A 22,664-nucleotide genomic window follows, 5' to 3' on the forward strand; every position below is an offset into this window, starting at 1 on the left:
TTTACTCGGTCACGAAGATGTGGTAGGTTCTGTCCATGGAGAGCACGAAGGGTCTGCGCGAGAGCAAGAAGCTCCGCACGCGCCGCCTGCTGGCGGCCACTGCACTGGAGCTGTTCCTGGAGCGGGGCTTCGACGCGGTGTCGGTGGCGGACGTCGCCGCGAAGGCCGAGGTCTCCAAGCCCACCCTGTTCCGGTACTTCCCGAGCAAGGAGGACCTGGTCCTCGACCGGTTCGCCGACCACCAGGACGAGGCGGCCCGCATCGTGCGCGACCGGCCCGCCGGCCGGTCCCCGGTTGCCGCGGTGCACGCGCACTTCCGGGCCGCCCTCGCCGAGCACGACCCCATCACCGGCCTGTGCGACCACCCGGAGGTACTCGCCTTCCAGCAGCTCCTCTTCGGCACCGCCAGCCTGGAATCCCGGCTGGTCCACTACACGGCCCGCGAGGTCGAACTGCTCGCCGCCGTACTGGAGTCGGAATCCGTCCCGCCGCTCCCGGCGCGTCTGGCGGCGGCGCACCTGGTGACGGTCCGGCACGAGCTGGCCCGGGAGAACTGGCGGCGGATCGCCGGCGGGATGAGCGCCGACGAGGCCCACCCCGCGGCCGTCGCCGACGCCGACCTGGCCTTCGGCATGTTGGCCGACGGGCTCGACAAGGAGTTGCCCGTACCCCGCGCCTGACGGCCGCCCGCCGCGGGCCGCGCGCCGGCCCGCGGGTCAGCCGCCGAGCAGCATGCGCTTCAGCTCGCGGGCCGCCCGCGGCGGTGCGACGTCCGTGCGGTGGGCCAGCGCGATCGTGCGGCGCAGCGGAGCACCCTCCAGCGGAGTGCGGCGCAGGCCCGGCCCGGCATGGCCGACGACCATCGCCGGCACCACCGCGACCCCGAGACCCGCGCGGACGAAGCCCAGCACGGCGTCCATCTCGCCGCCCTCCACCGTGAACACCGGCTCGAACCCCTCCGCCCGGCAGGCCGCCACCGTCAGGTCCCGCAGGTCGTAGCCGTGACGGAACATCACCATCGGCTCGTCCCGCAGACCCGACACGGTCAGCGGACCGCCGCCCCCCGGAGGTGGCAGCTGCGCCGAGGAGACCACCACCAGGTCCTCCGTGAGCAGCTCCACCGTGTCCAGCGCAGGCGCCGAGGGAGGCAGCGGCAGCGCGATCAGGGCCAGGTCCAGGGCCCCGCGCGCAAGCTCCCGGACCAGATCCAGCGAGCCGCTCTCCTCGATCAGCAGCTCGATCCCCGGATGCTCGGTGTGGAAGGCGCGCAGGACGTCCGGCAGCAGGCCCGTGCACACGCTCGGCGTGGCCCCCAGCCGGACCCGCCCGCGCCGCAGCTGCGCCAGCTCCTGCACCTCCAGTCGCGCCGTGTCCGCGTCCGCCAGGATCCGCCGCGCCAACGGCAGCAGTGCCTCGCCCGCATCGGTGAGCGCGATGTTGCCCCGCGCCCGGCTGAACAGCTCTGCCCCCAGCTCCCGCTCGAGCGCCTTGATCTGCTGGGAGAGCGACGGCTGGGCCACGTGCACCCGCTCCGCCGCCCGCGTGAAGTGCCGGGTCTCGGCGACCGCCACGAAGTACACCAGCTGCTGGAACTGCATCCCCCCAGGCTAGCCGCTCCCATAGCCCATGCCTATCGGGATCAGCACCATCATGTCTTGGACCTCTCGGGCTGCCCGTCCGTAGCGTCTTGTTCCATGGCTCTGGCAACGCGGACGGGCCGACGGCCGTCCACCACGCGCACGCTCTGGGAATCCACCGTCGGCAAGAAGGCCGTCATGGCGGTCTCCGGCCTGATCATGCTCGGCTACCTGGTCGTCCACATGATGGGCAACCTCAAGATCTTCTTCGGGGCGGACGACTTCAACGGCTACGCCCACTGGCTGCGGCACATGGGCGAGCCCTTCCTGCACAGCCACTGGGGCCTGTGGGCCGCCCGCGTCGTACTGCTCGCCGCCGTCGTCGCCCACGCCGTCTCCGCCTACCAGCTCAGCCGCCGCGACATCAAGGCCCGCCCGGTCGGGTACGCCCACAAGCGACGCCGCGCGAGCTACGCCACCCGCACCATGCGCTGGGGCGGCGTCATCCTCGGCCTGTTCATCGTCTGGCACCTGCTCGACCTCACCACGCTCACCGTCAACGAGCGCGCCTGGGCCGGCCACCCGTACGAGAACGTCCTCGCCACCTTCTCCACCTGGTACGGCAACGTCGTCTACATCACCGCGATGGCCGCCCTCGGCCTGCACGTCCGGCACGGCTTCTGGAGCGCCGCCCAGACCCTCGGCGCGGGCAGCGCCCGCCGCGACCGGACCCTGAAAGCCCTCGCCAACGCCCTGGCCCTCCTCCTCTTCGCGGGGTTCGTCTCCGTCCCCGTCGCCGTCATGACCGGAGTGGTGAACTGACCGTGAACGACTACGCGCGCTACACCACCGGCGAACCCCTCGCCGACACCAAGGCCCCGGACGGCCCCATCGCCGAGCGCTGGGACCGCCGCCGCTTCGAGGCCAAGCTCGTCAACCCGGCCAACCGCCGCAAGCACACCGTCATCGTCGTCGGCACCGGCCTGGCCGGTGGCGCCGCCGGCGCCACCCTCGCCGAACAGGGCTACCACGTGGTCCAGTTCTGCTACTCCGACTCCCCGCGCCGCGCCCACTCCATCGCCGCCCAGGGCGGCATCAACGCCGCCAAGAACTACCGCAACGACGGCGACTCCATCCAGCGGCTGTTCTACGACACCGTCAAGGGCGGCGACTTCCGGGCCCGCGAATCGAACGTCCACCGCCTCGCCCAGATATCCGTGGAGATCATCGACCAGTGCGTGGCGCAGGGCGTGCCCTTCGCCCGCGAGTACGGCGGCCTCCTCGACACCCGCTCCTTCGGCGGCGTCCAGGTCTCCCGCACCTTCTACGCCCGCGGCCAGACGGGCCAGCAGCTCCTCCTCGGCGCCTACCAGGCGCTGTCCCGGCAGATCGCCGCCGGCAACGTGGAGATGCACGCCCGTACCGAGATGCTCGACCTGCTCGTCGTCGACGGCCGGGCCCGCGGCATCGTCGCCCGCGACCTGGTCACCGGCGCGATCTCCACGTACCGGGCGGACGCCGTCGTCCTCGCCACCGGCGGCTACGGCAACGTCTTCTACCTCTCCACCAACGCCATGAACTCCAACGCGACCGCCGTGTGGCGGGCGCACCGCCGCGGCGCGTACTTCGCCAACCCCTGCTTCACCCAGATCCACCCGACCTGCATCCCCCGCACGGGCGACCACCAGTCGAAGCTGACCCTGATGAGCGAGTCCCTGCGCAACGACGGCCGCATCTGGGTCCCCAAGGCCAAGGGCGACACCCGCCGGCCCGCCGACATCCCCGAAGCGGAGCGCGACTACTACCTGGAGCGGATCTACCCCTCCTTCGGCAATCTCGTCCCCCGCGACATCGCCTCCCGCGCCGCCAAGAACGTCTGCGACGAGGGCCGCGGCGTCGGCCCCGGCGGCCAGGGCGTCTACCTGGACTTCGCCGACGCCATCCGCCGCATGGGCCGCGACAAGGTGGAGGAGAAGTACGGCAACCTCTTCGAGATGTACGAGCGGATCACCGCCGAGGACCCGTACGAGGTCCCGATGCGGATCTACCCCGCCGTGCACTACACGATGGGCGGCCTCTGGGTCGACTACGACCTCCAGACCACCGTCCCCGGCCTCTTCGCCATCGGCGAGGCCAACTTCTCCGACCACGGGGCCAACCGCCTGGGCGCCTCCGCCCTCATGCAGGGCCTCGGCGACGGCTACTTCGTCCTCCCCTCCACCATCAACGACTACCTGGCCCGCCACCCCCACCAGGATCCCGTCGACGGCGACCACCCCGAGGTCGCCGCCGCGGTCCGCGAGACCCGCGACCGCCTGGAGCGGCTCCTCGCCGTCGACGGCGACCGCACACCGGACTCCTTCCACCGCGAGATCGGCGAACTCATGTGGGAGTACTGCGGCATGGCCCGCAACGACGCCGGCCTGCGCAAGGCACTCAACCGGATCCCGCAGATCCGCGAGGAGTTCTGGCGGCGCATCAAGGTGCCCGGCACCGGCGAGGAGTTCAACCAGTCGCTGGAGAAGGCCAACCGCATCGTCGACTACCTCGAACTCGCCGAGCTCATGTGCCTCGACGCCCTCCACCGCTCCGAGTCCTGCGGTGGCCACTTCCGCGAGGAGTCCCAGACCCCCGACGGCGAGGCCGCCCGCCGCGACGAGGAGTTCGGTTACGCGGCCGCCTGGCAGTTCCGCGGCACCGGCGCCCCGCCCGTCCTCCACAAGGAAGACCTCGTCTTCGAGTACGTCCACCCCACCCAGCGGAGCTACGCATGAGGCTCAACCTGCGCGTCTGGCGCCAGCAGAACCCCGACACCCCCGGCGCCATGGTCACCTACGAGGTCGACGGCGTCTCCCGCGACATGTCCTTCCTGGAGATGCTCGACACCCTCAACGAGGACCTCATCCTCCGCGGTGAGGACCCGGTCGCCTTCGACCATGACTGCCGCGAGGGCATCTGCGGCGCCTGCAGCCTCGTCATCAACGGCGATGCCCACGGCCCCGAACGCACCACCGCCTGCCAGTTGCACATGCGGTCCTTCACCGACGGCGACACCATCGACGTCGAACCCTGGCGCGCCGCCGCCTTCCCGGTGGTCAAGGACCTCGTCGTCGACCGCAGCGCCTTCGACCGGATCATCCAGGCCGGCGGCTACATCACCGCCCCCACCGGCTCGGCCCCCGAGGCACACGCCACCGCCGTGCCCAAGGAGGCCGCCGACCACGCGTTCGAGAACGCCGAGTGCATAGGCTGCGGCGCGTGCGTGGCGGCCTGCCCCAACGGCTCCGCCATGCTCTTCACCTCCGCCAAGATCAACCACCTCAACGTGCTGCCGCAGGGCTCGCCCGAGCGGGAGACCCGCGTCCTGGACATGGTCGCCGCGATGGACGAGGAGGGCTTCGGCGGCTGCACCCTCACCGGCGAGTGCGCCACGGCCTGCCCCAAGGGCATCCCGCTGCCGTCCATCGCCGCCATGAACCGGGAGTGGCTGCGCGCCCTCGGCAAGGGCGGCAGGACCCGGGGCTGACCCCTCACTCTCCCGGCCTGCGCCGATGGCCCACCCGATCGCGCGGGCCGCCGGCCAGGTCCCGCCGGCCGGTCCGCTCGGCCCGCTCCCCGAGCTCCCATGGCTGATCCGATCGGATGATCCGGTCACCCGCCCGCCCGGCTGTCCGCTCGGCCGACCGGGCGCTCGTGCCCGGGCACGACGTGCCGCGCCCCCGACCGCCCCGGCACATGGGCAACAGTGGCCCCATGCCAGAAGCCCTCCGCGGGTCCGGGCCGCGACGCCGAACGGTGCTGGCCGCCGCCCTCACCACCCTCGCGACGGCCGGCTGCTCCGCCGAGGAGCCGGCCCACCCCCCGGCCCCGGGCCCCGGGGGAGCCGCGGCCGAGGACGCGCTGGTCATGGTGGTCCGGCACGCGGAGCAGCCGTACACCGGGGACACCGGCGAGGACGGCGCCGGCAACGAGAGCCCCGGTTACCTCGCCGCCCGCGGCCTGCGCCGGGCCGAGGCACTGCCCCGCCTCTTCACGCCGACCCGCAGTGCCCTGCTGCCCCGCCCCGCCGCCGTCTTCGCCGCCGGCGGGGCCGCGGCTCCGGCCCACTGCCGCCAGACCGTCGCCCCGTTGGCCGCCGCCCTGCACACCCGCATCCGCACCGAGTTCGCCGTCGGCGCCGAAGCCGCCCTGGCGGGCGCCGTACTGGCCGCCCCGAAGCCGGTGCTGGTCTGTTGGGAGCACCAGGGCGTCCCGCGCCTGATCCGCGCCCTCGGGGCCCACCAGGTGCTCGGCGTCCCCGCCGTCTGGCCCGACCGCCACGACCTGGTGTGGCTGTTCACCCGCAGCCGGGGCCGCTGGAGCTTCCGCGAGGTCGGGCAACACCTGCTCGCCGGCGACGCCTAGGGCTGCCCGTCGCGAGCGGTCCTCACGCCGTGCGCAGTGCCCGGGCCAGGTAGCCCGCCGTGCGGCCCCGTCCGGCCCGCGCCACCTGCTGCGGTGTGCCCGCGGCCACGATCCGGCCGCCGTCCGCACCGCCGCCGGGACCGAGGTCCACCACCCAGTCCGCGCCCGCCACCACGTCCATGTCGTGCTCCACGACCACCACCGAGTGCCCGGCGTCCACCAGCCCGTGCAACTGCCGCAGCAGCACCCGCACATCGGCCGGGTGCAGCCCGGTCGTCGGCTCGTCCAGCACGTACAGGGTGTGGTCCCGGCGCTGCCGCTGCAGCTCCGTCGCCAGTTTGATCCGCTGGGCCTCGCCGCCCGACAGCTCGGTCGCCGGCTGCCCGAGCCGCAGGTAGCCCAGCCCGATCTCCTCCAGCGCCCGCAGGCTCCGCGCCGCCGCCGGAACCCCGGCGAAGAACGCGGCCGCGGACTCCACGGTCAGCGCCAGCACCTCCGCGATGTGCAGCCCCTCGTACCGCACCTGGAGCGTCTCGCCGTCGTACCGCGCGCCCCCGCAGTCCGGGCACGGGGCGTACGTACTGGGCAGGAACAGCAGCTCCACCGAGACGAAGCCCTCGCCCTGGCAGGTCTCGCACCGGCCGCCCGCCACGTTGAACGAGAACCGGCCGGCCTTCCAGCCGCGCGCCCGCGCCTCCGGAGCGGCCGCGAACAGCCGGCGCACCACGTCGAAGAGCCCGGTGTACGTCGCCAGGTTGGACCGCGGGGTGCGGCCGATCGGCTTCTGGTCCACCTCCACCAGCCGCCGCACCGGGTAGTCCGGCTCGGCGAGCCGCTCCCCGACCTCCCGGGCGAGCACCTGCCCCACCAGCGTCGACTTGCCCGATCCGGAGACCCCGGTGACCGCCGTGAACACCCCGAGCGGGAACTCCACCTCCACGCCGCGCAGGTTGTGCCGGTCGACGCCCTCCAGCCGGACGACACCAGTGGCGGCCCGCAGCGCCCGCTCCTCCCGTACCGGGCCGTCCCCGTCGAACAGGTACTGCGCCGTCGCCGACTCCGCCACCGCGGCCAGCTCGTGCAGCGGCCCGCTGTGCAGCACGCGCCCGCCGTGCTCGCCGGCCCGCGGACCCACGTCCACCAGCCAGTCCGCGTGCCGCACCACGTCCAGGTGGTGCTCCACCACGAACACCGTGTTCCCCGCCGCCTTGAGCCGGTCCAGTACGCCGAGCAGCGCCTCGGTGTCGGCCGGATGCAGCCCCGCCGACGGCTCGTCGAGCACGTACACCACGCCGAACAGACCGGACCGCAGCTGCGTCGCCAGCCGCAGCCGCTGCAGCTCGCCCGCCGACAGGGTGGGCGCGGTCCGCTCCAGGCTCAGGTAGCCGAGCCCGAGCTCGACGACGGGCCCGATCCGGGACCGGAGGTCCTCGGCGAGCACCCGCGCAGCCTCCCCGCCGGTCCCGCCCGCCCTGCCCGCCCCGCCCGCCCTGCCCGCCACGCCTGCCACGCCCGCCCCGCCCGGCCCGGCGGGCGCGGCCTCCGCCAGCACCCGGTCCAGGGCGGTCAGCGGAAGCGCCGCCAGCTCCGCGATCGTCCGGCCCGCGAAGGTCACCGCCAGCGCCTCCGGCCGCAGCCGCCGCCCCCCGCAGCCCGGGCAGGGGGAGTCGGTCAGGAACCGCTCGGCGCGGGCCCGCAGCGTGGCGCTCTTGCTGTCCGCGAAGGTCCGCATCACATAGCGGTGGGCGCTCATGTACGTGCCCTGGTAGGGCCGCTGGATCCGGTCCGCGTCCCGCACCGGGTGCACGGTCACCACCGGCTGCTCCTCGGTGAACAGGATCCACTCCCGGTCGGCCGCCGGCAGCTCCCGCCACGGCACGTCCACGTCGTGGCCGAGCACCTCCAGGATGTCCCTCAGGTTCTTGCCCTGCCATGCCCCGGGCCAGGCGGCGACGGCCCCTTGACGGATCGACAGCCCGGGGTCGGGGACGAGGAGTTCCTCGCTGGTCCGGTGGATGCTGCCGATTCCGTGGCAGGAAGGGCACGCCCCGGCGGCCGTGTTGGGGGAGAAGGCGTCGGAGTCGAGCCGCGGTGCACCCTTCGGGTACGTACCGGCCCGGGAGAACAGCATGCGCAGGGAGTTGGACAGCAGCGTCACCGTGCCGACCGAGGACCGGGAGCCGGGGGAGGAGCGCCGCTGCTCCAGGGAGACCGCGGGCGGCAGCCCCGTGACCGAGTCGACCTTCGGCGCGCCGACCTGGTGGATCAGACGGCGGGCGTACGGGGCCACCGACTCGAAGTAGCGGCGCTGGGCCTCGGCGTAGAGCGTGCCGAAGGCCAGCGAGCTCTTGCCGGAGCCGGAGACCCCGGTGAAGACGGTCAGGGCGTCGCGGGGGATGTCCACGTCGACGCCGCGCAGGTTGTGCTCGCGGGCACCCCGCACCCGGATGAACGGATCGCGGCCCTGGGGCGGGGCGGACGGGCGCTCGGCGGGTGCGGGAGGCTCGGCGGGCTCGGCGGTCTGGTGCATTCGCCCCACCTTACGGGGGCTCCGTCGGCTCAGGGACCCGCCAGCCCGGCCAGGCGGGCCAGCCGCCCGAAGGAGTCCAGCAGGGCGCCGCGGTCGTACGTGGAGGTGGTCACCAGCAGCTCGTCCGCCCCGGTCAGCGCGGACACCTCGGCCAGCTCGGCCGCCACCTGCTCCGCGGTGCCGTGGAGGTGCCCGGCGAGCGCGCCCTCGTACAGCTCCCGCTCCTTCGCGGTCATCTCCAGAGCCTCGATCTCCTGCGCCGGGCGCAGCGGTGGGAAACTGCCCCGGGTGCGCGAGCGGGCGAGCGACCAGGCCTCCGGCACCAGGATCCGGCGGGCCTCTTCCTCGGTGGCGGCGACGGCGACCGTCCCGGACACCACGACGTACGGCTCCGGGTGCCGCGCGGACGGCCGGAACCCGGTGCGGTACCGCTCGACGATCTCGGCGACCCTGTCCCGGCGGCGCAGGTCGCCCGCCACCAGGGGCAGCCCGGCCCGGGCCGCGATCTCGGCGCCCTCGCCGGTGGCCAGGACGAATGCCGGGACGGCCAGCCCCTCGGCCGGGTGGGCGTGCACCTCGGGGTGGGCCCGCTGGGTGCCGTCGAACCAGCCCAGCAGTTCGGTGAGCTGCTCCTCGAACCGGTCGGCGTCGCCGGTGTCCCGGCCGAGGGCGCGCCGGATCCCGCCGGTGAAGCCGACGGAGCGGCCGAGCCCCATGTCGATGCGGCCGGGGAAGAGGGACTCCAGGACCCCGAACTGCTCGGCGACGACCAGCGGCCGGTGGTTGGGCAGCATCACCCCGCCGGTCCCGACCCGGATGCGGCGGGTGGCTCCGGCGACGGCCGCGGCGAGGACCGTCGGCGCGGAGCCGGCGACTCCGGGCACGCTGTGGTGCTCGGACACCCAGAACCGGTGGTACCCGAGCCCTTCCGCCTGCCGGGCGAGCTCGACGGTGTCGCGCAGGGCCTGGGACGTGGGGTGGCCCTCGCGGGTGCGGGACCGGTCGAGGACGGAGAGTCTGCGGATCACACAGGTCCCAACGTTTCGCGCCCGCCAGGATTCCCGCCCGGGCGGTAGCGGTACAGGTCGCGCAGCACGGCGATCTCGGCCCCGTGGTGCAGCAGTTCCTGGTTGACCCACCACACGACGTCGAGGAGGGGCTCCTCCGGGTCGCTGCCGTGCGGGTAGGTGCAGTAGCCGGTGGTGTCGAGCGCGGTGTCGTCGAGGCCCAGCAGCGCCTTCCGCCAGGCCGCTGCCCCGGCCTCGAAGGCGGCGACCGCCTCCGCGGCGGTCCCGCTGACCGGATGGTCGTCCCGGGTCAGGGTGCGGGTGCCGGTCGTGTGGTCGGCGCGCAGGGTCAGCATCTCGCCGAGGTGGCTCAGTCGCCACGCCAGGGTGGTGAACGGCGGCGGCCAGGGGTGCGGGTAGGCCGCCGCGTCGCGCCCCCAGTCGCCGGCGCCGGCCAGCAGGGTCGCCCGCGGGCCCGGCCCTTCGGTGCGGCGCCGTACGGACCAGCAGTCCGGCACCGGCTCCCAGAGGTACTCCTCGTCGGTCAGCGGGGTATCGACCTGGGTCCGCGTTCCGTCGCCGCTGTCCATGAAGGGCCCCGACATGCGCGCGGCGAGGCGTTCGTACGCGAAGTCGAACTGCTCGACGAGGGGGATCAGCCGGGGTGGTGTCAAGGGTGCTCCCGTGGCGGGGGCCCGACCGCACGCGGCGGCGGGGGCGGGGGACGGTCCGTCAGCCCGTCAGCCTGGCACGGCCGGCACCTCGCGGGGTACCGGTTTTCCGGCGGCGGACGGCGACCCGCAATTCCTTAGGCTGGCCCGTATGAGTGACCGAACCGATCGCCCGCCGCTGGCCGTCTTCGACATAGACAACACCCTGGCCGGCACCGACCACCGCCAGCACTTCCTGGAGCGCCGCCCCCGGGACTGGGAGGGTTTCTTCGCCGCGGCCCCGGCCGATCCTCCGCTCGCGCGCGGTGTGGCCCTGGCGGTCGAACGCGCCGCCGACTGCGAGGTCGTGTACCTGACCGGCCGCCCGGAGCGCTGCCGGGCGGACACGGTGGAGTGGCTGGCCCGGCACGGGCTCCCGGAGGGTCGGCTGTGGATGCGGCGGAACGGCGACCGCCGGCCCGCCCGCACGGCGAAGCTGGAGGTGCTCCGGCGCATCGCCCGCGGGCGCGAGGTGCGGATGCTGGTGGACGACGACGAGCTGGTGTGCCGGGCGGCGCGCGCCGCGGGGTTCCGGGTGGTGCCGGCGACCTGGGCGGCGGACGCGCCGGAGCTCCGCGCCGCACAGGAGGTGGAGGGCCGTACCTGATCCCGGGCGGTCGAGCGGCAGGGCCTTCGGGGTGCACCCCCGGGGGCCCTGCCGTCGCGTGTGTCAGTCCTCCTCGTCGAGCCGGAAGCCGACCTTCAGTCCCACCTGGTAGTGCGCGATCCGGCCCTCCTCCAGGTGGCCGCGCACCTGGGTGACCTCGAACCAGTCCAGCTTGCGCAGCGTCTGGCTGGCCCGGGCGATCCCGTTGCGGATGGCCTGGTCGATGCCCTCGGTGGACGTGCCGACGATTTCGGTCACCCGGTAGGTGTGGTTGGACATGGAGGTCTCCCGAGAGTGGGGGCTATGTCGTGTTCTACGGTGCCCCAGTACGTCCTCTTACGCGAACTGTGCCACGACAAGTCCCGGGTGAAAGAGCCTTGACCGGCCCATTGGTCTATGCCAATTTTCAAGCCAGTTCCGATCACCCGGAAGGTGGCCCCACGTGAAGATGCGTTTCCCCGCCGCGTGTACCGCCCTCATGGCCGCGGCCGCCCTCACCGGGTGCAGCGGCCCGGCAGGCGCGGCCCCCGAGCCGCAGAAGGTGACGCTCTGGCTGATGAAGGGCAGCGCATCGGAGGACTTCGTCGCCCGGTTCACCGCCTCCTTCGAGAAGGAGCACCCCGGTACCGACCTCGACGTCAGGATCCAGGAGTGGACGGGCGTCGGCGACAAGGTGAACGCCGTGCTGTCCGGCAGGAGCCGGGAGGGCGCCGACGTCATCGAGGTCGGCAACACCCAGGTCGCCCGGTACATCGAGACCGGCGGCCTGTCCGAGCTCACCCTCGAAGGGCTCCGCACCTGGGGCAACCAGGACTGGCTCGAAGGCCTCGCCGACCCCGGCAGCATCAACGGCGCCCAGTACGGCGTCCCCTGGTACGCGGCCAACCGCGTCGTGATCTACCACAAGGACCTCTTCGCGAGCGCCGGGATCAAGAACCCGCCGAAGAACCGCCAGGAGTGGCTCCAGGTCACCCGGAAGCTCGACAAGGGCGACCAGCAGGGCATCTACCTCCCCGGCCAGAACTGGTACGTCCTGTCCGGCTTCATCTGGGACGAGGGCGGCGACCTCGCCACCGACGGCAACGGCACCTGGAGCGGCGCCCTCCACGACGACAGGGCCCTGGCCGGCATGGAGTTCTACAAGCAGCTCCAGGCCCTCGGCGACGGCCCCAAGGACGCCGACGAGGAGACGCCCCCGCAGGCCGACGTGTTCGCCCGGGGCAACGTCGCCCAGATCATCGCCCCGCCCGGCCAGGCCGCGGCCATCGAGGCCGCCGACCCCGCCCTCAAGGGCAAGCTCGGTTTCTTCCCCGTCCCCGGCAAGACCTCCGACAAGCCCGGCGCCGTCTTCACCGGCGGCTCCGTCCTGATCATCCCTGCCAGGACCGGGCAGCGCGACCACGCCCTCGACGTGATCACGGACCTGGTCAGCGAGCGCTGGCAGACCGACCTGGCCCGCACCATGAGCTACGTGCCGAACAAGACCAGCCTCGCCCACGTCGTCGAGGGCGACGAAGGCGCCGCGAGCATGGCCGCCGGCGCCGCACAGGGCCGGGCCACCCCCAAGTCCGCCCGCTGGGCCGAGGTCGAGGCCGACAATCCGATCAAGTCCTACATGACGGCCGTCCTCAGCGGCCAGGACCCCGGGAAGGCCGCCAAGGCCGCCTCCGAGAAGATCACCAAGGTGCTGAACCCGGCCCGCTGACCCCGGCGAGTTCAGACTCCGCACATCCGCCTGCCGCGAAGCGGTCATGTCGAGTCCAGCCGGTCACGGAAGAAGTAAAGGAGCCGGGTCGCCACACCTGCGGCCCGCACTCCGTGCCCGGACCAGGAGCCGCCATGACCATCGCCCCCCTCTCGCCGTCCGCCCTCTCCCCCCTCGCCGCTCCCGCCCCCGTCCCCGCCCTCGTCCCGGCCCCCGGCGCCGGTCCCACCGCCGCCGCCCCCGCCGTCACCCCCCACTACACCGTCCGCCTCGCCCGCAACGAGGACGAGGTCCGCGCCGCGCAGCGGCTGCGCCACCAGGTCTTCGCCGGGGAGCTCGGCGCCCGCCTCGACGGTCCCGAGCCCGGCCTCGACTCCGACGCCTTCGACGCCTACTGCGACCACCTCCTCGTCGTCGAGGAGGAGGCCGAGCAGGTCGTCGCCACCTACCGGCTGCTGCCCCCGGAGCGCGCCGCCATCGCCGGACGCCTCTACTCCGAGAGCGAGTTCGACCTCTCCGCCCTCGCCCCCATCCGCCCGGACCTCGTCGAGGTCGGCCGCTCCTGCGTCCACCCCGACCACCGCAACGGCGCCGCCATCGCCCTGATCTGGGCGGGCCTCGCCCGCTACATGGACCGCTCCGGGCACAACTGGCTCGCCGGGTGCTGCTCGATACCGCTCGCCGACGGTGGGGGGCTCGCCGCCGCCACCCGCGACAACGTCCTGCCCCGCAACCTCGCCCCCGTCGAGTACCGCGTCACCCCCCACACCCCCTGGAACCCGGAGGGCATCACCTTCCCCGAGCGCAGCCAACTCCCGCCGCTGCTCCGCGGCTACCTGCGGCTCGGCGCCTGGGTCTGCGGAGAGCCCGCATACGACGCCGAGTTCGGCTGCGCCGACCTGTACGTCCTGCTCTCGCTGCGGCGCACCAATCCGCGCTACCTCAAGCACTTCCTCTCGCTCGTCCCGACGGCATGAGCGTCTGGCTGCCCACCTCGCCCTGCACCCCGCAGGACTGCGCCGACCACGACGGGCACACCGTCGGCGTCCCGCGCGCGGTCCTGCGGCTCACCGCCGCCGTCGGCCTGATCCTCCTCGGCGTCCTGGGCGCGCCGCCGGTGCGGCTCCTGCCGGCAGGCCCCCGGCACACCGTGATCCGGGCCTGGTCGGCCGCGCTGGTACGGGTCTTCGGACTGCGGATCACCGTTCACGGAAGTGCGGGAGCGGACGGCGCCCGCCTCGTCGTCGCCAACCACGTCTCCTGGTTGGACATCCCCCTCGTCGCGGCCGTCCTGCCCTCCCGGATGCTCGCCAAGAGCGACATCCGCGCCTGGCCCGGCCTCGGTCGGCTCGCCGCCCAGGCGGGCACCCTGTTCATCGAACGCGACCGCATCCGTGCCCTCCCGGACACCGTCGCCACCCTCACCCGCGCCCTGCTGGCCGGCGACCGGGTCACCGTCTTCCCCGAGGGCAGCACCTGGTGCGGGCGCGCCCACGGGTCGTTCCGGCGGGCCGCGTTCCAGTCCGCCCTCGACGCACGCGTCCCCGTCCAGCCGATCCGGCTCGACTACCGGCTGCCCGGCGGGGACACCGCCGGGGCCGCCTCCTTCGTCGGCGACGACCCGCTGACCGCCTCCCTGTGGCGGATCCTGCGCGCCCGCGGCATCCGCGCCGAGGTGCGGCTGCTGCCGCGGATCCCGCCGGGCCGGTTCGCGCACCGGCGGGACCTCGCGGCCGCGGCTCAGGCCGCGATCACCTCCGACGACCCGGTCTCCGTACCCGCCCCCACGGCACTGCTGCCGGGCCTGCCCGCCCAGCCGGACCCGCCGTCGGCCACCGACAGGGACAGCGCGAACCGGCCCTCGGCGTCCGTCCACCACCGGGCCAGCTCCAGCCCCGCCGCCGCCAGCTCCTTGCGCACGCCCTCCTGACGGAACTTCGCGGAGACCTCCGTGAGGATCTCCTCACCCTCCTCGAACGGCACCAGCAGATCCAGGGCCCGGACCTTCACCACCAGCTCCGACCGGGCCCGCAGCCGCATCTCGATCCACTCGTGCTCCCGGTTCCACACGGCGACGTGGGAGAAGTCCTCGGCTCGGAAGTCCGCACCCAGCTCCCGGTTGATGACGGCCAGCACGTTCCGGTTGAACTCGGCCGTCACCCCCTGCGCATCGTCGTACGCCGCCACCAGCACGGACTCGTCCTTCACCAGGTCCGTCCCCATCAGCAGCGCGTCCCCCGGCGACAGCATCGCCCGTACGGAGGACAGGAACGCCGCCCGCTCCGGCGGCAGCAGGTTCCCGATCGTCCCCCCGAGGAACACCACCAGCCGCGGCCCGGGCGTCTGCGGAAGCCGCAGCGGCTCGGTGAAGTCGGCCACCATCGCCCGCACCCGCAGCTGCGGGTGCTCCGCCTGCAGGGTCTGCGCCGCGCCCTCCAGCGCGCTCGCACTCACGTCCACCGGGACGTACGTGTCCAGCGCGGGCATCGCCGCGATCAGGTGCCGGGTCTTGTCCGAGGAACCGGAACCCAGCTCCACGAGGGTGCGGGCCCCGCTCACCGCGGCGATCTCCTCGGCCCGGGCCAGCAGGATCTCCCGCTCGGCGCGCGTCGGGTAGTACTCCGGCAGCCGGGTGATCTCGTCGAACAGCTCGCTGCCGCGGGCGTCGTAGAACCACTTGGGCGGCAGCACCTTCGGCGACCGCGTCAGCCCGTTCAGCACGTCCTCGCGCAGCGCGGAATCGGCGGCGTGCTCGTCGAGGGTGCGGGTCAACTGGAAGTCACTCACTGGACGGTCTCCTTGAGCGGGGTCAGGTCGACCCGTGTGCGTTGTGCGGTCAGCAGGGTCCGGTCGGGCACCTCGTGCCAGCGCGGATCGTCGTCGTACGGCTCCGACGCCACCACGACGCGCTGGGCGGCCGGATCGGCGAGGTACCACAGCGAGTCCCCCCAGGCCGTCGCGGCGATCGACCGGCCGTCGGTCAGCAGCAGGTTCAGTCGGGAACCGGGCGCGGCCTCCGCGAGTTCCCGCACCGGCTCGGCGAGCGCCGTGCCCAGGTCGTCGCCCCGGCGCAGCCGGTGCAGCACCATCGCCCAGACCAGGGCCGAATCCGTCGTCGCGGCCAGCGCCAGTACGTCCGCGGGCGGCAGGGCCGCCGCGAGGGGGGCCACCGTGCCCGGCCAGCCCCGTATCGCGCCGTTGTGGCTGAACAGCCACCGTCCGCCGGTGAACGGGGCGGCTGCGGCCTCCCCCTCCGCCCCCGCCAGCGTGGCGTCCCGTACGGCGGCCAGCGCCGCCCCGGCCCGCACCACCCGGGCCAGGTCCGCGAAGGTCAGGTCCCCCCATATCGGCCCCGCCCGCCGGTAGCGGGCCGGCACCGGATCACCCTCCGCGTACCAGCCCACCCCGAAGCCGTCGGCGTTCACCGTGCCGTGGCGCTGCCGCCGCGGCCCCCACGACTGCCGGACGAGCGAGTACTCCGGATCGCTCAGCAGCCGCCCCAGGGGCACCTCCGGCCCCACATAGGCGATATGGCGGCACATCAGGCATCCCTCGCCGTCCGGAACCCGGAGAAGATCTGCCGCCGCACCGGCAGGTCCCAGTTGCGGAACGTGCCCCGGCAGGCCACCGGGTCCACCGCGAACGAGCCGCCGCGCAGCACCTTGTACTCCGGCCCGAAGAACACCTCCGAGTACTCCCGGTACGGGAACGCCCGGAACCCCGGGTACGGCAGGAAGTCCGAGGACGTCCACTCCCACACGTCGCCGATCAGCTGGCGCACCCCGAGCGGGGACGCCCCCGCCGGGTAGCTGCCCGCCGGCGCCGGACGCAGGTGCCGCTGCCCCAGATTGGCGTGCGCGGGCGTCGGATCGGAGTCCCCCCACGGGTAGCGGGTGGAGCGCCCGGTCGCCGGATCGTGCCGGGCCGCCTTCTCCCACTCCGCCTCCGTCGGCAGCCGCCGGCCCGCCCAGCGCGCGTACGCGTCCGCCTCGTACCAGCTCACGTGCAGGACCGGCTCCTCCTCCGGCACCGGCTCGGTCACCCCGAAGCGGCGGCGCAGCCACTGGCCGGCCTCCCGGTACCAGAACAGCGGCGCACCGATCCCGTGCCGGCGGATCTGCTCGAAGCCCTCCGGCACCCACCAGCGGTCGTCGAGGTAGCCGCCGTCCGCGATGAACGCCTGGTACGCGGCGTTCGTCACCGGCACCGTGTCGATCCAGAACGGTCCCGTCTCCCGGACGTGCGCGGGCCGCTCGTTGTCCAGCGCCCACGGCTCCGCAGAGGTCCCCATGGTGAACGGGCCGCCCGGAACCAGCACCTCGGACAGGGCCGGCGGCGGCCCCGGCGGCGGCGCCGGATCCGGGGCGGCCAGCACCGCGGCACCCCGCCGCAGCTGATGCGTGATCAGCATCGTCTCGTCGTGCTGCTGCTCGTGCTGCGCGATCATCCCGAAGGCGAAGCCCGAGTCGAGCAGCGCGGTGCCCTCCAGCGGCGTCCGTTCCAGCAGGTCGAAGACCCGCCCGCGCACCTCGGCCGTGTACCGGCGGGCCTCGGCGGGCCCGAGCAGCGGCAGCTTCGGCCGTTCGGAGCGCGGGTGCTCGAAGGCGTCGTACAGCGGATCGATCTCCGGGTGCATGGCCTCACGGCCGGCGACCCGGCGCAGCAGCCACAACTCCTCCTGGTTCCCGATGTGCGCGAGGTCCCACACCAGCGGCGACATCAGCGGCGAGTGCTGGGCCGTCAGGTCCTCGTCGGTCACCGCGTCGGTCAGCGCGGCCGTGCGGACCCGGGCCGCGGTCAGGGCCGCCAGGGCCCGCTCACGGAGTTCCGCGGGCCCACCGGGCGCAGCGGATTCGGACACGAACGGTTCAGCGGTCATGGGCGGGCCCCCGTCCCGGTGAGTTGGTACGCGTTCTCGTCGGCCGGGCAGCGCCCGCGCAGCACGAAACGCTCGATGAAGGCACCCACCGTGTCCTGCACGTGCGTGCTCGCCCCGAGCCGGGGCAACGCCTCCGCCGCCGCGCGGAAGCAGAAGGCTGCCGCCGCCCGCAGCGCCGGATCGGCCAGGCCGTACCGGGCCGCGGACTGCCACAGCGGGTTGCGGGGCGCGCGCACCTGCCCGTACCGGTCGGCGAGCGCCTTGGCCACCCGGTACCCGGTCTCGGCGGCCTCCGGGTCGTCGAACAGTGCGTGCACGACCGCGACCGGCACCAGCCAGCCGTCGTCCCCCGGCTGCGCGTCGATCATCCGCAGCTCCAGGTGGCCGCGCGGGCGCACCGGCGGGAACAGCGTGGTCAGGTGGTACGCGAGGTCCTCGGCGGTCGGCGCCCGCAGCGTGCCGGGGGCCGGCGTCGAGGGCAGGGCCGGGGACGGGGTGGTGGCGCGCAGCCAGTCGCGGAACGTCATGCCGCGGGGCGCCGTCCAGGGCCCGTTGCCGTTCGCCCGCATGCACATCAGCTCGGTGTCCAGCGCGTGCCGGACCCACCCCGACCGGGGCTTGGCGTCCAACGGCGGGGCGAGCGCCCGCCGGGCGTCCAGGTCCCGCCAGATCCCCTGCCGGGCACACACCCATCCGGCGTACGGGCCCCCGGTCGCCGGGGAGTTGGCGAACGCCGCCACGAACACCGCGCCCAGCAGGTGGCCGAGCCGCCAGCGCCGCCCGTAGCCGAGCGGGCCCGGCTCCTCGTAGCCGGCGTCCACGCAGACCTGTACGGAGGCGGAGGTGCGCATCATGGCCCGTCCGGCCGGGCCGAAGCGGTCGAGGTACGCCTCCATGGCGTCGTAGCGGGGGCTGTGCACCAGCCGGTGCACGGGGCTGCGGGGGTCTCGGCCGATGCCGCGCAGGACCAGCCCCTGGGAGCGCAGGGTGCTGCGTACGGCGGTGAGGTCGGCCTGCAGGGTGTCCACGCAGGCGGAGAGGGAGTCGGCGGGGGCCGAGCTGAGCTCCAGCTGGCCGCCGGGTTCGATGCTGAGGCGGGAGTGCAGGGGGAGGGTGCGGGCCGCGTCGTGCGCGGCCGTCAGCCGGTCGGGGGACAGCGGTTCACCGGGCCGCTCGGCGTCCATCACGAGCCATTCGAGCTCGGCGCCGAGGACGCGGGGCGGGCCGGTCTTGAAGCAGATGCCGTGGACCAGGTCCTCGGCGGCGCCCTCGGTGATGGGGGAGGGGGCGGGTGAAGACGAGGTGGGTGGTGCGGGTGATGGTGGTGCAGATGCGGACGTCGGTGCGGATGGAGGGGATGAGCCCTGGGGCATGGCCGAATCTCCTGTCCTGGACTGTGACCTGACCATGCCTACCCGTCCTTGTCCGGCTGAAGAGCCGAATCCGGTCGCGTTTGCGCAAATGTGAGTGGAACCGGTGCCCAACTGCGACTGATGATGGCCCGATGAGCAGCAGACTGCGTGAGATCGCGCGGGAGAACGCGACGATCCTGGCGTCCGGTGGGTACCGAACGCGAACGGGGCGGCACGTCTCCCTGGCCGCCGCCCTGGCGGAGGCCAGGGCAGAGACCAGAATATATGGGCCGAACCAGGTCATTCCAGACGGACGGCTTCCGGCCAGGCAGTACCGGACGGCCATCGAGGTGACGGGGGAGAGCAGCACGGTCGCAGCCCGTAGGCTCGCCGCGGACCCCTCCGGCCCGGGCGCGGTGGCCGTCCTGAACTTCGCCTCGGCCCGCAATCCCGGGGGCGGCTACGTCCGCGGCGCCAAGGCCCAGGAGGAGGCGCTGTGCCGGGCCTCCGCCCTGTACGAGACGCTGCTCCGGGCTCCCGAGTACTACGAGGTCCACCGCGCGGAACGCAGCACCTTCTACACCGACCGGGTGATTCACTCGCCCGGCGTGCCCGTCTTCCGTGACGACCGCGGCGAACTCCTGGAGGAGCCCTTCAGGGCGGGCTTCCTGACCTCCCCGGCCCCCAACGCCGGCACGATCCGCCGCCAGGAACCGGAGCGCGCCGCCGAGATCCCGGCCGCGCTGGCCCGGCGCGCGGAGCGCGTCCTGGAGACCGCGGCCCTGCACGGGTACCCGCGGCTGGTGCTGGGCGCATGGGGCTGCGGGGTGTTCCGCAACGACCCGGCGGACGTCGCAGAGGCCTTCCGGGGCCTCCTGGCCGGCCGCTTCGCCGGCGTCTTCGAACGGGTGGTCTTCGCCGTCCTGGACCGCGATCCGACACCGCGGAAGGCGTTCGAACGGGCCTTCGGGTGCGAGGGCGGGGGCGCCGCCACCGGCCCGGGGGCGGTGCGGGAGGGCTGAGGGGATGCGGCGCGCGCCGGGTCGGGCCGGGCCGTGGCAGGTCGCAGGCGGGTCCGGCGGGCCGCTACGCCCAGCCGTACCGTTCCCGCAGCCGGTTCACGACCAGCCCGAACCGGCCGCGGTCCAGTGCGCACGCCTCCCGCCGCATCCCCGCCTCGTGCACCCGCAGCACCCGGTCCACGGCCACCCACGACTCCCGCCCGGCCCGGTCCCACGGCCCGACCCCGATCGGCACCCACTCCCGGTCGTCGTCGTGCCGCTTGCTGGACAGCTGTACGGCGAGCAGCGTCGGCCGGCCCGTCTCCCGGGCGACGATGAGCACCGGGCGGTCCTTGCCCCGGCCGTCGTTCTCTTCGTACGGGACCCACGTCCACACGATCTCGCCCGGGTCGGGATCCCCGTCGCGGACGGGGGCGTACGAGGTCCGTACCGGTCCGATCGCTTCCGGGTCCGCCTCGGTGGTGGCGGTGGTGCCGCTGCGCCCGGGCTGCTCGACGGGGTCGGGGTGGTGGTGCGTGTGTGCCGTCACGGGCGCGAGGCTACCGCCCCCGCGCGCCGCGGGGGCGGGGGAGGGGTGGGGGAGTCAGTCGGTGACGAGGGCGAGGACCAGGCCGTCGTAACCCTTGCTGCCGACGGTCTGCAGGGCGGTCGCCGTCAACCGCGGGTGCTCGGCGATGAGTTCGGTGAACCGCCGCACACCCTGGACGCGGGGGTCGGTGCTGTCGGCGTCGACGACGGCGCCGTCACGGACGACGTTGTCGCCGATGATGACGCTGCCCGGCCGGGTGAGCCTGACGGCCCACTCCAGGTACTCCGGGTTGGACGGCTTGTCGGCGTCGATGAAGACGAGGTCGAACGGCGCGCTGCCGAGGAGCCCGGGCAGCAGTTCGAGGGCCGGCCCGCGCCGCACGTCGACGACGTCCCCGAGCCCGGCCCGCGCGAGGTTCGCGGCGGCGACGTCGGCGCGCGCCTCGTCGACCTCCAGGGTCACCAGCTCTCCGTCGGCGGGCAGCGCCCGGGCGAGCCAGATGGTGCTGTAGCCGCCGAGCGTGCCGATCTCCAGAATGCGGCGGGCGCCGTGGATGCGGGCGAGGAGGTTCAGCAACTTGCCCTGGTTGGGTGCGACCTGGTGGCCGGGCAGACCGGCGGCGGTGGAGTCGGCGACGGCGCCGACGAGCGCATCGTCCTCACGGACCAGCAGTCCCTCGAAGTACGCGTCCACGGCCGTCCAGGTCTGCTGATCCATCGCCTCTGCCCCCTCGTCATGTAAGTTCCTCATGGGAACTTACATGACGACATGACGGCAAGGGGGCCCAACACCCTTGTGGACAGGGGGTGGTGGCTGCGCGACGCCACCCCCCGTTTCCCGCCGCCCGTCAGGCCGTGGCCGCCTCCCCCGGCCAGTGCCGCTGCCACCGTTCCTCCGCCTCCAGCTGCGCGGCCAGGCTCAGCAGGACGGGCTCCGAGGACTCCGGACCCAGGAGTTGGGCTCCGATCGGGAGGGCCGAGGTCGTGAATCCCGCCGGGACGTTCACCCCGGGCCAGCCCAGGACGTTCCACGTCCAGGCGTACGGGCAGGCGGCGATCATCGCCCGGTCCGTGGCCATGGTGCTCAGCCCGGCCAGTGCGCCGATCCGCAGCGGCGGGGTGGCCGTCGTCGGGGTCAGGACCGCGTCGAACCGGCCGAAGAGCTCCCCGATCCGCCACCGCAGGTACGACTCCGCCCGACGCGACACGCGCAGCGGGAGCCCGCCCAGGATCCGGCCCGTGCGCATCGCCCCGTGCGTGCGGGGGTCCAGCAGCCCCGTGTCCGGCACCCGCGCCGCGTGGTCCCGTACGCCCGTGGCGGCCCGGGGCACGAAGGTCAGGCCGATCTGGCCGTACCGCGGGTCCTCCGGGACCACCTCGTGGCCCAGCGATTCGAGCCGCCCGGCGAGCCGCTCCACCGCCGCGCGGACCTCCGGGTCGAGGGACTTCGGGGTGGCCGTGAAGGCCATGCCGAAGGACAGGGCGATCCGCAGCCGCCGCGGGGCCCGGGCGGCGGCTGCCACCGCCGTGATCGGGGCCGGACGGTGCCGGTCCCGGGGGTGCGGGCCGCTCGCCGCGTCGAGCAGCAGCGCGGCGTCGGCGACGGTGCGGGCGAGCACCCCGTTGACGGTGAGCCCGTGGAACGACTCCGGCTCGGGCCAGGTGGAGATGCGGCCGCGCTGCGGCTTGACCCCGACCAGGTGTGTCCAGGCCGCCGGGATGCGGACCGACCCCGCGCCGTCGGAGCCGAGGGCCGCCGGGACCAGGCCGGCCGCGACGGCGGCCGCCGAGCCGCCGGAGGAGCCGCCGGGCGTGTGGTCAGGGTTCCACGGGTTGCGGGTCGCCCCGAAGGCGTGCCCCTCGGTGAACGGCCACTGCCCCAGCTCCGGCGTCTGGGTCTTCCCCACGACGACCGCGCCGGCCGCGCGCAGCCGGCGTACCGCCTCGCTGTCGGCGGCCTTCGGCGGGAAGTCCCCGGCGCAGCCGAACGCGGTCGGCTCCCCGGCCACGTCCATGTCGTCCTTCACGGCCAGCGGCACACCGAGCAGCGGCAGCCGCTCGCCGGCGGCCAGCCGCCGGTCCGCGGCGTCGGCCTCGGCCAGCGCGGCCTCGGCGCGGACGATGCGGAAGGCGTTGAGCCGGGGCTGGGCGGCGGCGATCCGCTCCAGCGCCCGCTCCGTCGACTCCCTTGAGGAGACGCGCCCTTCGGCGAGTTCCTGCGCCATGGCAGCCAGGCCGGCGGTCGGCGCCTGCGTACCCGATGAGACGGCCATCGCCCCTCAACCCCTCCCCGTTACCGATCAGTAGAACCGACGGTAACGCCAGAGGTCATCGATTCCCTAG

21 protein-coding genes and 1 pseudogene are annotated in these 22,664 nt (G+C 73.9%); 10 read left to right on the forward strand and 12 right to left on the reverse strand.

Annotated features, from left to right (window positions below; translation table 11 throughout):
• Positions 1–35 precede the first annotated feature (35 nt).
• Positions 36–680 (forward strand): TetR/AcrR family transcriptional regulator, encoded by a 645-nt coding sequence (locus tag ACZ4VL_RS03550; RefSeq protein ID WP_468195291.1) that lies wholly within the window; start codon positions 36–38, stop codon positions 678–680.
• 36 nt (positions 681–716) lie between these two features.
• Here the strand turns inward: ACZ4VL_RS03550 and ACZ4VL_RS03555 are convergent, their stop codons facing one another.
• Complete coding sequence (locus ACZ4VL_RS03555) at positions 717–1,598, reverse strand: LysR family transcriptional regulator (RefSeq protein ID WP_468195294.1); 882 nt, start codon at positions 1,596–1,598, stop codon at positions 717–719.
• Between the two features lie 96 nt (positions 1,599–1,694).
• Here ACZ4VL_RS03555 and ACZ4VL_RS03560 point away from each other — a divergent pair, with 96 nt between their 5' ends.
• The 4 genes from ACZ4VL_RS03560 (at position 1,695) to ACZ4VL_RS03575 (ending at position 5,981) form a co-directional block, all read left to right on the forward strand.
• A complete protein-coding gene (locus ACZ4VL_RS03560) occupies positions 1,695–2,399 on the forward strand; it encodes a succinate dehydrogenase (protein ID WP_468195296.1) in 705 nt (234 codons plus the stop codon).
• Between the two features lie 2 nt (positions 2,400–2,401).
• Positions 2,402–4,351, forward strand: coding sequence for a fumarate reductase/succinate dehydrogenase flavoprotein subunit (locus tag ACZ4VL_RS03565; protein ID WP_468195299.1), 1,950 nt, complete (start codon positions 2,402–2,404; stop codon positions 4,349–4,351).
• Positions 4,348–5,103: a succinate dehydrogenase/fumarate reductase iron-sulfur subunit gene (locus ACZ4VL_RS03570; protein ID WP_385804674.1), complete on the forward strand. Its 756-nt coding sequence runs from the start codon at positions 4,348–4,350 to the stop codon at positions 5,101–5,103. Before ACZ4VL_RS03565 ends, ACZ4VL_RS03570 begins: the two co-directional genes overlap by 4 nt.
• Positions 5,104–5,330: 227 nt before the next feature.
• Positions 5,331–5,981 (forward strand): hypothetical protein, encoded by a 651-nt coding sequence (locus ACZ4VL_RS03575; protein WP_468195304.1) that lies wholly within the window; start codon positions 5,331–5,333, stop codon positions 5,979–5,981.
• Between the two features lie 22 nt (positions 5,982–6,003).
• On the opposite strand, the gene ACZ4VL_RS03580 is transcribed toward ACZ4VL_RS03575, so the two are convergent.
• The 3 genes from ACZ4VL_RS03580 to ACZ4VL_RS03590 are packed head-to-tail and all read right to left on the reverse strand — an operon-like array spanning position 6,004 to position 10,192.
• Entirely contained in the window at positions 6,004–8,511 is a 2,508-nt protein-coding gene (locus ACZ4VL_RS03580; protein ID WP_468195307.1) for an excinuclease ABC subunit UvrA, read from the reverse strand.
• Positions 8,512–8,540: 29 nt separating this feature from the next.
• The gene (locus ACZ4VL_RS03585; protein WP_468195309.1) at positions 8,541–9,539 is read right to left on the reverse strand and encodes an LLM class flavin-dependent oxidoreductase; all 999 of its coding nucleotides are present in this window, start codon (positions 9,537–9,539) and stop codon (positions 8,541–8,543) included.
• Positions 9,536–10,192: a DinB family protein gene (locus ACZ4VL_RS03590; RefSeq protein WP_468195311.1), complete on the reverse strand. Its 657-nt coding sequence runs from the start codon at positions 10,190–10,192 to the stop codon at positions 9,536–9,538. Before ACZ4VL_RS03590 ends, ACZ4VL_RS03585 begins: the two co-directional genes overlap by 4 nt.
• A gap of 148 nt (positions 10,193–10,340) precedes the next feature.
• Between ACZ4VL_RS03590 and ACZ4VL_RS03595 the strand changes: the two genes are divergently transcribed.
• A complete protein-coding gene (locus ACZ4VL_RS03595) occupies positions 10,341–10,835 on the forward strand; it encodes a phosphatase domain-containing protein (RefSeq protein ID WP_468195314.1) in 495 nt (164 codons plus the stop codon).
• 63 nt (positions 10,836–10,898) lie between these two features.
• Here ACZ4VL_RS03595 and ACZ4VL_RS03600 read toward each other — a convergent pair whose 3' ends face one another.
• Complete coding sequence (locus ACZ4VL_RS03600) at positions 10,899–11,114, reverse strand: dodecin (RefSeq protein WP_468195317.1); 216 nt, start codon at positions 11,112–11,114, stop codon at positions 10,899–10,901.
• Between the two features lie 163 nt (positions 11,115–11,277).
• Between ACZ4VL_RS03600 and ACZ4VL_RS03605 the strand changes: the two genes are divergently transcribed.
• From ACZ4VL_RS03605 to ACZ4VL_RS03615, 3 genes and pseudogenes are all read left to right on the forward strand, one after another.
• Positions 11,278–12,540 (forward strand): extracellular solute-binding protein, encoded by a 1,263-nt coding sequence (locus ACZ4VL_RS03605; protein ID WP_468195319.1) that lies wholly within the window; start codon positions 11,278–11,280, stop codon positions 12,538–12,540.
• Positions 12,541–12,674: 134 nt separating this feature from the next.
• The gene (locus ACZ4VL_RS03610; RefSeq protein WP_468195322.1) at positions 12,675–13,517 is read left to right on the forward strand and encodes a GNAT family N-acetyltransferase; all 843 of its coding nucleotides are present in this window, start codon (positions 12,675–12,677) and stop codon (positions 13,515–13,517) included.
• A pseudogene (locus tag ACZ4VL_RS03615) lies at positions 13,514–14,041 on the forward strand (lysophospholipid acyltransferase family protein); the annotation flags it as partial. The gene ACZ4VL_RS03610 and the pseudogene ACZ4VL_RS03615, both read left to right, overlap by 4 nt.
• A 239-nt stretch (positions 14,042–14,280) precedes the next feature.
• Here the strand turns inward: ACZ4VL_RS03615 and egtD are convergent.
• Genes egtD through egtA form a run of 4 tightly spaced genes read right to left on the reverse strand, consistent with a single transcriptional unit; the run spans position 14,281 to position 18,792 of the window.
• Entirely contained in the window at positions 14,281–15,327 is a 1,047-nt protein-coding gene (gene egtD, locus ACZ4VL_RS03620; RefSeq protein WP_468195324.1) for an L-histidine N(alpha)-methyltransferase, read from the reverse strand.
• Positions 15,324–16,082, reverse strand: coding sequence for an ergothioneine biosynthesis protein EgtC (gene egtC, locus ACZ4VL_RS03625; RefSeq protein WP_468195326.1), 759 nt, complete (start codon positions 16,080–16,082; stop codon positions 15,324–15,326). Before egtC ends, egtD begins: the two co-directional genes overlap by 4 nt.
• A complete protein-coding gene (gene egtB / locus ACZ4VL_RS03630) occupies positions 16,082–17,419 on the reverse strand; it encodes an ergothioneine biosynthesis protein EgtB (RefSeq protein ID WP_468195329.1) in 1,338 nt (445 codons plus the stop codon). The genes egtC and egtB overlap by 1 nt, the downstream gene beginning before the upstream one ends.
• Positions 17,416–18,792, reverse strand: coding sequence for an ergothioneine biosynthesis glutamate--cysteine ligase EgtA (gene egtA, locus ACZ4VL_RS03635; protein ID WP_468195330.1), 1,377 nt, complete (start codon positions 18,790–18,792; stop codon positions 17,416–17,418). The genes egtB and egtA overlap by 4 nt, the downstream gene beginning before the upstream one ends.
• Before the next feature lie 131 nt (positions 18,793–18,923).
• Between egtA and ACZ4VL_RS03640 the strand changes: the two genes are divergently transcribed.
• Entirely contained in the window at positions 18,924–19,793 is an 870-nt protein-coding gene (locus tag ACZ4VL_RS03640) for a TIGR02452 family protein (protein WP_468195332.1), read from the forward strand.
• 64 nt (positions 19,794–19,857) lie between these two features.
• Here ACZ4VL_RS03640 and ACZ4VL_RS03645 read toward each other — a convergent pair whose 3' ends face one another.
• From ACZ4VL_RS03645 to ACZ4VL_RS03655, 3 genes are all read right to left on the reverse strand, one after another.
• A complete protein-coding gene (locus ACZ4VL_RS03645; RefSeq protein WP_468195334.1) occupies positions 19,858–20,322 on the reverse strand; it encodes a type II toxin-antitoxin system PemK/MazF family toxin in 465 nt (154 codons plus the stop codon).
• 54 nt (positions 20,323–20,376) lie between these two features.
• Positions 20,377–21,039, reverse strand: coding sequence for an O-methyltransferase (locus ACZ4VL_RS03650; protein WP_468195337.1), 663 nt, complete (start codon positions 21,037–21,039; stop codon positions 20,377–20,379).
• A 130-nt stretch (positions 21,040–21,169) separates the two neighbouring features.
• A complete protein-coding gene (locus tag ACZ4VL_RS03655) occupies positions 21,170–22,594 on the reverse strand; it encodes an amidase (protein ID WP_468195340.1) in 1,425 nt (474 codons plus the stop codon).
• Between the last annotated feature and the right edge of the window lie 70 nt (positions 22,595–22,664).

This window comes from Streptomyces sp. NPDC029014, from assembly GCF_055564695.1.

What these genes read in the sequence shown, in the direction of transcription:
- egtA (WP_468195330.1), bottom strand. Translation starts at nt 18,792, where the DNA reads ATGCCCCAGGGCTCATCCCCTCCATCCGCACCGACGTCCGCATCTGCA.
- egtB (WP_468195329.1), bottom strand. Translation starts at nt 17,419, where the DNA reads ATGACCGCTGAACCGTTCGTGTCCGAATCCGCTGCGCCCGGTGGGCCC.
- ACZ4VL_RS03610 (WP_468195322.1), top strand. Translation starts at nt 12,675, where the DNA reads ATGACCATCGCCCCCCTCTCGCCGTCCGCCCTCTCCCCCCTCGCCGCT.
- ACZ4VL_RS03580 (WP_468195307.1), bottom strand. Translation starts at nt 8,511, where the DNA reads ATGCACCAGACCGCCGAGCCCGCCGAGCCTCCCGCACCCGCCGAGCGC.
- ACZ4VL_RS03600 (WP_468195317.1), bottom strand. Translation starts at nt 11,114, where the DNA reads ATGTCCAACCACACCTACCGGGTGACCGAAATCGTCGGCACGTCCACC.
- ACZ4VL_RS03555 (WP_468195294.1), bottom strand. Translation starts at nt 1,598, where the DNA reads ATGCAGTTCCAGCAGCTGGTGTACTTCGTGGCGGTCGCCGAGACCCGG.
- ACZ4VL_RS03595 (WP_468195314.1), top strand. Translation starts at nt 10,341, where the DNA reads ATGAGTGACCGAACCGATCGCCCGCCGCTGGCCGTCTTCGACATAGAC.
- ACZ4VL_RS03550 (WP_468195291.1), top strand. Translation starts at nt 36, where the DNA reads ATGGAGAGCACGAAGGGTCTGCGCGAGAGCAAGAAGCTCCGCACGCGC.
- ACZ4VL_RS03560 (WP_468195296.1), top strand. Translation starts at nt 1,695, where the DNA reads ATGGCTCTGGCAACGCGGACGGGCCGACGGCCGTCCACCACGCGCACG.
- ACZ4VL_RS03640 (WP_468195332.1), top strand. Translation starts at nt 18,924, where the DNA reads ATGAGCAGCAGACTGCGTGAGATCGCGCGGGAGAACGCGACGATCCTG.
- ACZ4VL_RS03575 (WP_468195304.1), top strand. Translation starts at nt 5,331, where the DNA reads ATGCCAGAAGCCCTCCGCGGGTCCGGGCCGCGACGCCGAACGGTGCTG.
- ACZ4VL_RS03650 (WP_468195337.1), bottom strand. Translation starts at nt 21,039, where the DNA reads ATGGATCAGCAGACCTGGACGGCCGTGGACGCGTACTTCGAGGGACTG.
- ACZ4VL_RS03570 (WP_385804674.1), top strand. Translation starts at nt 4,348, where the DNA reads ATGAGGCTCAACCTGCGCGTCTGGCGCCAGCAGAACCCCGACACCCCC.
- egtC (WP_468195326.1), bottom strand. Translation starts at nt 16,082, where the DNA reads ATGTGCCGCCATATCGCCTATGTGGGGCCGGAGGTGCCCCTGGGGCGG.
- ACZ4VL_RS03655 (WP_468195340.1), bottom strand. Translation starts at nt 22,594, where the DNA reads ATGGCCGTCTCATCGGGTACGCAGGCGCCGACCGCCGGCCTGGCTGCC.